The following is an 8,661-nucleotide window of genomic DNA, read 5'->3' as shown; positions in this document are numbered from 1 at the left end:
AGCGCCGTGTGTTTGTCTATAATGCCGGATGCCTCATCAATGATCCGTTCTTCTTCGGAGATATCGGAAGCAATGGTTTTTTCATAATTGGCTATCAATTCGTTGATCTGCGGCAGGTAGTTCTCCCGGTCCTTTCCGCTAATGAGTTTGCCGTCGACTTTAAAATGCTTCTTGTCAGCTGGAACCTGGTAAAGCACTCCCCTGTTCTTAAAGACATATACCTGAGATTTCTTCCCGTTCGCGTCATCCACATACCGGATCGCAGTTCCTTCCGGAACATCCTTCGAATTGTATTTGTTGTGACTCAGCGGATCGACCGGAGTTTGAGCGGTAGAAGAATTTACGTTCAGAACCACCAGGATAACAATCACACTCAATGCTGCGCAGGCTGATAAAAAGTACTTTTCCCGGTTACTGAGCATTTTGTTGGTGTTGAAAAGAATTCGTTTGGCACGGTCTGCAAGCTTCATTTTCTGATCTCCGAACTGCATGGAAAAACGCTGCGTACTCATGTTGTATTCCTGGAAAGAGATCAGGGCATTGACAAATTCTTTTTTATTGTTGGTCACTCCGATAGCCAAATCATCGCAGCAATTCTCACGTTCATCTTTCAGTAAAGAAGAAATCCACAAAACTCCCGGATTGAAGAAAAATAAGATTTCCAAGAAGGTTTGCATCAGGTTCACTGCATAATCGCTGCGACGGATGTGAGCAAGCTCGTGCAGTAAAATAGCCTCAACCTGGTCTTGTGGAATGTTGTTCAACAATCCGACAGGTACTAAAATTACCGGTTTGAAGAATCCGGTTACGGAAGGAACTGTTACCAATTTGGATTCAAGCAATTGCACGCCGCGTTTGATCCGGAGTGAAACCTGAAGTTCGGATAAACGCTTCTGCCACATTTCCGGCGGTGAAATTGTTTGGTAATTACGTACACGGTAAACTTGCCGGATAGCGCCGGTCATGCGGATGCATTTGAATACAAAAACGACAAACCAGATCAGGACAATCCAGGAACCGTAGTCGCTTATGAATGCTGTTATTGCAGAAAAGGCAGTGTTCGGTTCATCTTTGATTACAGCAGGAGAAGCAGAAACAAACTGTCCTGTTTGAATAGTCTTTGCTTCCATTTTTGTCTGCAACACGGGTGCCTTTGTTTCGAATTCGTGATAGAAGGTAAAACCGATTGCTACTACGAATGACAGGGTTAATGCGGCGAGCAGGTTGTATCGAACTACCGACGTTGATTTTTTGGTCAATAAAAGGGTCAATCCCGCCAGGATAGCCGCAGCAAGTCCGAGCCAAAGTGAATGGATCAGTGTCCAGCTCACTGCTGTGATAATGGAGTCGTTCACTAAAAAATGCATAGTATAGGGTTTTAAAAGTTCTTATTTTTTGTCAAGCTGATCCAGCATAGCGCGGATTGCGTCCAGTTCTTCCTGCGAGGTCTTCTTGTTCCCCAGCAGCTGCATCATCAGGTTCGTACTTGAACCGTTGAACATCGTATCAATAAACTTATCCAGTAAAACGGTCTTGGTATGATCTTCTTCGATGGCTGCACTGTAAATATGTTTCATGCTCGAAGCATCACGCAGGAGCATTTCCTTTTCGGTCATGATCTGCATCAGCTTTAATGTGGAAGTATATTGTACGGCACGTTTCTGCTCGTTCAGGTAATCATTTACAAAACGAACGGTTGAAGGACCGTTTTTCCAAAGGACCTGCAAAATTTCCAATTCTGATTTTGTCGGTTCCGATTGCGGAGTATTTTCGTCTTTTTTTGCTTTCATGTTTCAAAGGTAGGAAATTTTTCGTACGAAACAAGTGGTAGGTAAATTTTAACAAAAAAAAACTCATTCTCATTCTGTTTCTCATTCTGATAAATACGTCATTTGTCTTATTGAAAGAGTTCTTCCGCTGTATTTACTTTGCTTAAAAAAAAGAAAGATGAAACATCTCTTGTATTTAGTACTTGCGGTCGCGGTAATTGCAGGCTGCAGCAAAGAAAAGAAAGCTTTAAAGAGTTTGGGAGGAGAAACCTGGGTGATGACCAAATCGACGTATGAAGATACCGGGAACGAGGATCTGACAGGAATCCGCAGAGCGTTTACCTTTGAAAGCTGTAAAAAGAAAGATCAGCCTTGTCCGGGAACGTTTGTATACCAAATTCCGCAATACGGTCAGGATTTGCAGTGGACTATTACCTACTCCATTTCGGATGATGCGGATATGTTGACCATTGTGCGCACTCCTTCTAATTTCCAGGGAACTGTCCAAACGGATGAATATGAAATTTTACAGCTGGAAAAAGATTTCATGGAGTTGAAAGATTTGGAAAACAACCACGTTTCGGAGTGGGAAACGGAGTGATAGCGTATTCCAGCCAAACTAAATAGATATCTCCGGCGAAGTTCACGGTATCCGTATCGTGAACTTCACTTCTTCCGGGAATTATTCCACTACTGATTTTGCCACTTAATTCACCAAAGCTGATTTTACTTCTCGTGGTCCGTTATTATTCGAAGGACCTTTGAACCGGTCTTTGGGAGGATTTCCCTGCTTGCTCTTCGGTTGTGGTTTTGGCCGCGTTTTCGGATTGTAAAAATGGTCCAGCATGCGGTAAAGATCCGGGTGTTCCCGTTCCAGTTTATCAGGATTCTCAAAAAAGAATTCGCTGATTACGGCTAAAAATTCGGCATTGCTGGTGGATGCGTAATCGCGGATACTTGAATTCCCGGTCTGGATGGCTTTCATTTTGGTGTGGATGATCTGCAGCCAGGGTTTGAGATCAATTTCCTGTATGACCTTTGCCATTTTTCCGTCTATTTTTCCGTCCTGCATGTCAAGCACATGAACGAATTCATGGATGGCTACATTTTTTTGGTCGTTGTTATTGTAAAAGCCTTCCACCAAAGCTTTCCGCGATAGTTTTACTTTCCCTTCCATTTTTCCCCAGCCAACCAATCCGTTGGCATATTGGTCTGTATTCGGGATCAGGAATTTGTCCGGGTGGATTTCCACCACTTCCAGGTTCGAATAATGCCAGGAATCGAATCCGAAAATGGGGATAATAGCACCGGAAGCTACCAGGATCCGGTCCAGGTGTGTGACCTCCGTATCAACACCAACAATCTGAACGTTCAGCAAAAAGATATGTACGCGCTTTTCGAATTTGCTTTTATCCAGCGGATTCAGGCGGTTGTAAAAGGCGACATACTGTACCAGTAAATTCCTCCATTGTTGGGGAAAAGGCCGTTCAGGGTTCTTTTTGGGGCGGTTCATGTTCAGGTTATAACCGGAAAAGCGAATCAAAATGCCAATTGCTACTCCAATTATTATTAAAAGGGCGGTCCAATTCATAGCCCATAAAGATAATTCAAATCAGGAAATAATTGAAAATTCAAAGGTATCTCACAATCATCGCAATAATTCGTTGTGTAACCAGCTTAAAAATCTACTTCAACCATCCGAAATAAAACGAAACAGGCATCATAGCCAGCGTTAATGGCAGAACAATCGCGAAAGCGTACGATGTTTTCAGGATCAGCGGATTGTATTTCCGGTGGTTCAGTCCCAAAGATTGAAAAGCGCTTTTGAAACCATGTAACAAATGCCAGCTGAGTGAAGTACATCCCAGGATGTAAATAACTACTTCAATTGGGTTTTGGAATTTTTCCAGCATCATCGCATATAAATCCAACTCCTCTCCTGTTTGGAATTGGTGAATACGGTTGGGAATCCAGAAATTTTGCGTGTGGATAACCAGGAACAGCAGGATCAGGGTACCGAATAAAGTCATACTCTTACTGTACCATTTCACATCGGGTGTGTTGTTTTTCTTGTAAACATATGCAATCGAACGAGCCTTCCGGTTCTCCCGCCAAAGTCTCAGTCCCTGTACAATGTGAAGGATAAATCCGATAATCAGCACGATCTCAAGCGTTCGGATGATCGGATTAGTAGCCATGAAATGCGCACCTATCGTAAAGGTTTTTCCATGGTCGTTGTAAAAAACTAGTGCATTCACGGATGCGTGTACGATCAAAAAACTCACCAGGAATAAACCGGTCAAAGCCATTTTGATCTTCTTTCCTACCGAACTTTTAAAGGCTTTTTTCAGAGTTGTCATAGCTTATCGATTAAAATGAATCAAAGAAAGCGGGTACTTTTACTCATTTCCCCGCCCCGTCCTTATAAATTGATCAGCGCTGATTCCCAGGTTGTGAAATCCACTCGTTGTATTTGGTACTTCCCAGGTAAACCGGATTTTCCGGGGTCAGTGTTGTTGGCTGAAGTGCCGAGCCGGAATAAAGTGCATTACTGTCAGTCACAATTTCCAGCAATTTTTGCGTCGAAGAAGCATATTCACCAATCCACTCATTCATAAGGAAACGCTCAGGACCACCTATTTCAACAATTTTACTAACCGGACTATCCGAAGCTGTTTTGGCAATAAAGGAAGCAACGTCTGCACTTGCAATGGGTTGTATGAATGCATCCGGAAGTTTCACTTTTCCGTCAATAGTACTCATTCCAACAATAGCTCCTGCGAATTCGAAGAATTGTGTTGCATGTACAATAGTAAAAGGAATCCCTGATTCTTTGATCAGATTTTCCTGTACCAGCTTCGCACGGAAATAACCCGCGTCCTGCATTTTTTCTGTTCCGACTACAGATAAAGCAATGTGGTGGCGAATCCCTGCTCTCTTCTCTGCCTGCATCAGGTTTTCAGTGGAAGTTTTAAAGAAATCCATCACTGGTCCGTCTGCGAAGGAAGGTGAATTGGAAACATCGACAACAACATCTGCGCCGCTCAGCACAGCGTCAAGTCCTTCTCCTGTGATTGTATTTACTCCCGTAGCTGGTGAAGCAGCGATAACTTCGTGATCATTTTTCAACATATTTGCAACCTGACTTCCGATCAGTCCGCTACCTCCTATTATTACAATTTTCATCTCTTTTTGTTTTATTGATTTGATGGTACAAATCTGAGGAATGAAAAATGGAATTCTCTTAAACTGGTTTAAGAAATAGACAAAGGCCCTAGCGCAGAAGTGATACATGTCCGGTTAACGAGGTGTCCTCACTGGTTCCGGAATGATTGAAATGCAGCATCCATGTATAAATCCCATTTGGAGCGGGTAATCCCTTATAAGTCCCGTCCCAGGATTCCAGCGGAGTTCCGGAGGTGAAAATACATTCACCCCAGCGGTTAAAGATCTCGAATTTGTAATCCTGAACCTTATCCGGATTATAGAAAACCGGGATAAAAGTATTGTTTGCTTCGTTTCCATCCGGGGTAAAACTGTTCGGAATGTATACAAGGTTGTCGGTTAGACGCGTTACTTTACCATAAGCAACATCCATACAGCCAAATTCGTTCAGTGCTGTCAGCTTGATCAGGTATGCTTCCTGGGCTTCATTTTCCGGAGTGAATGAAAAATTCACTTCTTCCGAAAGGATTTCGTTATTAACACTCCAGGTATAGAAAGTGGCATTTTCGGAATAATTCATCGTTGTTACCTCCTCCCCGTCTTCCTGTATTATATGTGGTGAATAATCAAAACCAGCAGTTGGAACCGGATAGACAAAGATCATTACAGTGTCTGAAAATGTACAGCCTTCTTCTGAAACAGCATGTAAAATGTATTCGTGAACACCTGCTTCCGGATTGATGATGTAAGGATTGGAATGACCGTTGTCCCAGGAAAGGGAGATTCCTTGTTGAGCCGATCCTGCTAATTGAAGACTTGCTCCGGCACATAAAGTATCGTCTGCAGGAACAAGAACACCCGAAAGATCCGCTACTTCGATCAGGAAAGAATCCCTGACAACACATCCTGTGGTAGTATTGGTTGCGGTGACAACAGCATAAGAGCTTGTTTCGGGAGAAAAAACAGGCATCCCGTTATACAGGTCGGAAATCCAGCTTTCGGAATCCCACTCATAGGTGTAATCCGGATCGGAATAACCGGTACTAATGCTGTCGCCGTAACAAATGACAGTATCCGGGATAACCGGAAGCGGCATGCTTTCAAAAGTAAGCTGCATTTGATCAATGGATAAGTTACAACTTCCCTGACTTACGGTCCATTGCAGAGTGATATCCTGTGTTCCTGAAGGAGTGAATACTGCATTGTATGCGTGAATATCGGAGAAAGTACCTGCTCCGCTGATTACTTCCCATGTTCCTTCAAACGGACTATAAAGTACGGCATTCAAAGGGATGGGTTGCAGGGAACACAGTGAAAGATCATTTCCCGGAGTAAATGCAATGGGGATCACCCCGGAAGAGGCCACATTGTTGTCGTAATGACATTCTAATTGTTCGAACTGTGTGGAATTGTAACTGCCATTGATCAGCGATCCGTTCGCATTGGCCAGCAAACTAATAGTTGTTCCGTTGAAAGCACTAAGACTTATAATGATGGTTCCGGAAAAGGATTGTCCGGGAGGAATGGTGCTGTTTACGGAAGTATTGTAAATGGCAGCAGCACCCGAAAGCGGTCCGGCATCGTAAACATACACGGAGCATCCCGGATGAATCGGTTTGGAACTCTGTGCGCTGTTCGATAAAGTGTAAGCAATTTCGATGTTTCCGGTTACCATGTTTTTGGTAATGCAGTCAATCGTGATCGATGCGTCTGCTGCCGGTGTCAGGTAATTCCCGTTGTTATCCAGTAATGTAGACTGAATATAGAAATTATTCGAGAGCACATTGTTGGCGTTGTTTTGTGGATTTTGAGGAACGGTCCCGTCATCATTAATGTTGTTGACGTGGTACGGATATTGGTTCCAGATACTACGTGCAGGAGCCCAGCCAGTTGAAGTGTTCGACCCATAAACGATGACTTTGGCAGAATTTTCTGTTCCGCAGGTCACGCAAATACACGCTTGTCCGGAATGATCAATGTCGGCTACGATCGGCATGTCGTTAATAGTCAGAGAATAACATCCTATCGAACTCAATGTTGTTGCTGTTGTTCCGTTCCCGTTAAGTATCTGCAGATTGCTTTCATCACGGAAAACGATCTCCTGTATCCCGTTCCGATCAAAATCAAAAGAAGTAATGCCGGTACATCCCGATTGATCGATCGTATTCAGTATCCATTTCTGCTGAAAGGTCGTACTTCCGTTGTACGTATATGCCAGCATGCGGTAGTTTCGTGTCACGCAGATTGAAGGTGTTCCGTTTCCGTCAATGTCTCCGATATAAGGAGGTCCGGAGAAATGGCTATATGGCGCTGAAGTTCCCCGTGGCATGGGTGTTTGTGCCAGTAGTACCGGGTTTAAGGAAGTATTCAGGTGGTAAGCATACAAACGGGAATCGGTTTCTGTTCCGGAAGAAGAAACGACAATATCCAATTTTCCGTCCAGATTAATATCGGCTAAGGAAGTAAATCCGTCGCGGTAAACGCCATCAACCTGGATATTGTGAGGAATGATGCTGTTGCCGGTTGTTCCATGGATATTGGTAATGGAAATATCATAAACGGTATATCCGGCAGCTAATTCCAGGTCGTTCGGATTATTATCCAGGTCTCCTGCAATCGAAATTCCATTCTCGCAGATTCCAGCTATAAATACATTGATTCCCATTCCATTTCCGCCTCCATCTAACAGAAGTTCGCCGGTTTGAGCATTGAATAATTGGTTGTGAGCATAAACTTCCGGGATTCCGTCACCATTGAAATCAGCAAGTGCAGGCATGGCATCATAATGGTTTAATGTATTTAGTCCGAATTCCTGGTTGGAAATCCAGATGACATTGCCGGAAAAATCATAACAAACCAGTTTTCCTCTTATGTTGGCCGGATTTGAAAAATCATTGATCGCTGCCACGATTAGTTCCGGTGTTCCGTTATTATCAACGTCCCCTGCGACGTATGCCAGTGCATTGGTCCAGGAATAAAAACAGGTTGGAAAGCTGCTAATCGTAGCACCTGTGGATGAATTGGCAATCGTGATTCCACTGGTTTTTCGCGGATTGTTTGAGTAGCCGGTTGTTCCCGATAAAATAAGTTCGGGAATGCAATCACCGTTGATATCAATAATCAAAGGATCCTGGTAAACAGTCGTGTTGGCTTGAGTTTCAAAGCGTTCCTGTATCCCGAAAGAGATTGGAGGAAATGGTTGTGTGCTATAGCATAAAGACGGGTCTACTCCACAAGTCTGAGCATGTATACCGACTCCATTTGCGAAATAGTTTAACGCAAAAACCAAAAAAAAGACTGTTTGTTTCAGATTGTTAGTCATTTTAGGGTGGTTCATTTTGTGGAGGTAAAGATAGCAAAATCGGATTTTATTTTTTCGAAGCAACGAATCATTCTTTTCTTTCGTTACTGCTATTCAGTAATGAATTAGGAATGGTCGATTTTCCTGTTCGTTTTTCTAATACCCGAATATCCCGTCTTCATTATGGTGATCAGCTGGGGTGCTCCCGGTGCTTCCCCCATGGTTGGGAAACAGAAAACTCCCGTACCTCTAAAGTTCGCAGGAACTGGAAAGATCAACGTTCCACGCAATGGAAGCAAAACAAATCCGTTCAGGTTAAATTATCAGGCTACCCGGCTAAACCCTCCCCGAAATTGAATTCTGAATTTTAAGTTATAAAAAGAGTTATACACGGGTAGCGCTTTAGTTGAATAAAGTAATCTTCTG

General features: G+C 43.3%; 7 protein-coding genes. 1 reads left to right on the top strand and 6 read right to left on the bottom strand.

All coding sequences use genetic code 11. The features are described 5' to 3' along the window. On the bottom strand, positions 1-1,367 hold a 1,367-nt coding region (locus QZT69_RS12130; protein WP_294674476.1), incomplete at its 3' end, for a M56 family metallopeptidase. Positions 1,368-1,388: 21 nt separating this feature from the next. Then, positions 1,389-1,790, bottom strand: a complete 402-nt coding sequence (locus QZT69_RS12125) for a BlaI/MecI/CopY family transcriptional regulator (RefSeq protein ID WP_294674474.1) — start codon at positions 1,788-1,790, stop codon at positions 1,389-1,391. 157 nt (positions 1,791-1,947) lie between these two features. Here QZT69_RS12125 and QZT69_RS12120 point away from each other — a divergent pair, with 157 nt between their 5' ends. Continuing rightward, positions 1,948-2,370, top strand: coding sequence for a hypothetical protein (locus QZT69_RS12120; protein ID WP_294674471.1), 423 nt, complete (start codon positions 1,948-1,950; stop codon positions 2,368-2,370). Positions 2,371-2,475: 105 nt separating this feature from the next. Here the strand turns inward: QZT69_RS12120 and QZT69_RS12115 are convergent, their stop codons facing one another. The 4 genes from QZT69_RS12115 to QZT69_RS12100 all read right to left on the bottom strand — a co-directional run bounded on the left by QZT69_RS12115 (position 2,476) and on the right by QZT69_RS12100 (position 8,256). Further along, on the bottom strand, positions 2,476-3,360 hold the full coding sequence (locus QZT69_RS12115; protein WP_294674468.1) for a zinc-dependent peptidase: 885 nt from the start codon (positions 3,358-3,360) through the stop codon (positions 2,476-2,478). A 94-nt stretch (positions 3,361-3,454) separates the two neighbouring features. Beyond that, positions 3,455-4,129, bottom strand: coding sequence for a succinate dehydrogenase cytochrome b subunit (locus QZT69_RS12110; protein WP_294674466.1), 675 nt, complete (start codon positions 4,127-4,129; stop codon positions 3,455-3,457). 73 nt (positions 4,130-4,202) lie between these two features. Beyond that, positions 4,203-4,955 carry an SDR family oxidoreductase gene (locus tag QZT69_RS12105; protein WP_294674464.1) on the bottom strand — a complete coding sequence of 251 codons (753 nt, stop codon included), beginning with the start codon at positions 4,953-4,955 and terminating at the stop codon, positions 4,203-4,205. 88 nt (positions 4,956-5,043) lie between these two features. Next, complete coding sequence (locus QZT69_RS12100) at positions 5,044-8,256, bottom strand: gliding motility-associated C-terminal domain-containing protein (protein ID WP_294674462.1); 3,213 nt, start codon at positions 8,254-8,256, stop codon at positions 5,044-5,046. Positions 8,257-8,661: the final 405 nt, after the last annotated feature.

Source organism: uncultured Fluviicola sp. (assembly GCF_902168135.1).
In the GTDB taxonomy this organism is placed as follows: Bacteria; Bacteroidota; Bacteroidia; order Flavobacteriales_D; family Crocinitomicaceae; genus Fluviicola.
This window is presented reverse-complemented; position numbering and strand designations above follow the sequence as displayed.

What these genes read in the sequence shown, in the direction of transcription:
- QZT69_RS12125 (WP_294674474.1), bottom strand. Translation starts at nt 1,790, where the DNA reads ATGAAAGCAAAAAAAGACGAAAATACTCCGCAATCGGAACCGACAAAA.
- QZT69_RS12120 (WP_294674471.1), top strand. Translation starts at nt 1,948, where the DNA reads ATGAAACATCTCTTGTATTTAGTACTTGCGGTCGCGGTAATTGCAGGC.
- QZT69_RS12115 (WP_294674468.1), bottom strand. Translation starts at nt 3,360, where the DNA reads ATGAATTGGACCGCCCTTTTAATAATAATTGGAGTAGCAATTGGCATT.
- QZT69_RS12110 (WP_294674466.1), bottom strand. Translation starts at nt 4,129, where the DNA reads ATGACAACTCTGAAAAAAGCCTTTAAAAGTTCGGTAGGAAAGAAGATC.
- QZT69_RS12105 (WP_294674464.1), bottom strand. Translation starts at nt 4,955, where the DNA reads ATGAAAATTGTAATAATAGGAGGTAGCGGACTGATCGGAAGTCAGGTT.
- QZT69_RS12100 (WP_294674462.1), bottom strand. Translation starts at nt 8,256, where the DNA reads ATGACTAACAATCTGAAACAAACAGTCTTTTTTTTGGTTTTTGCGTTA.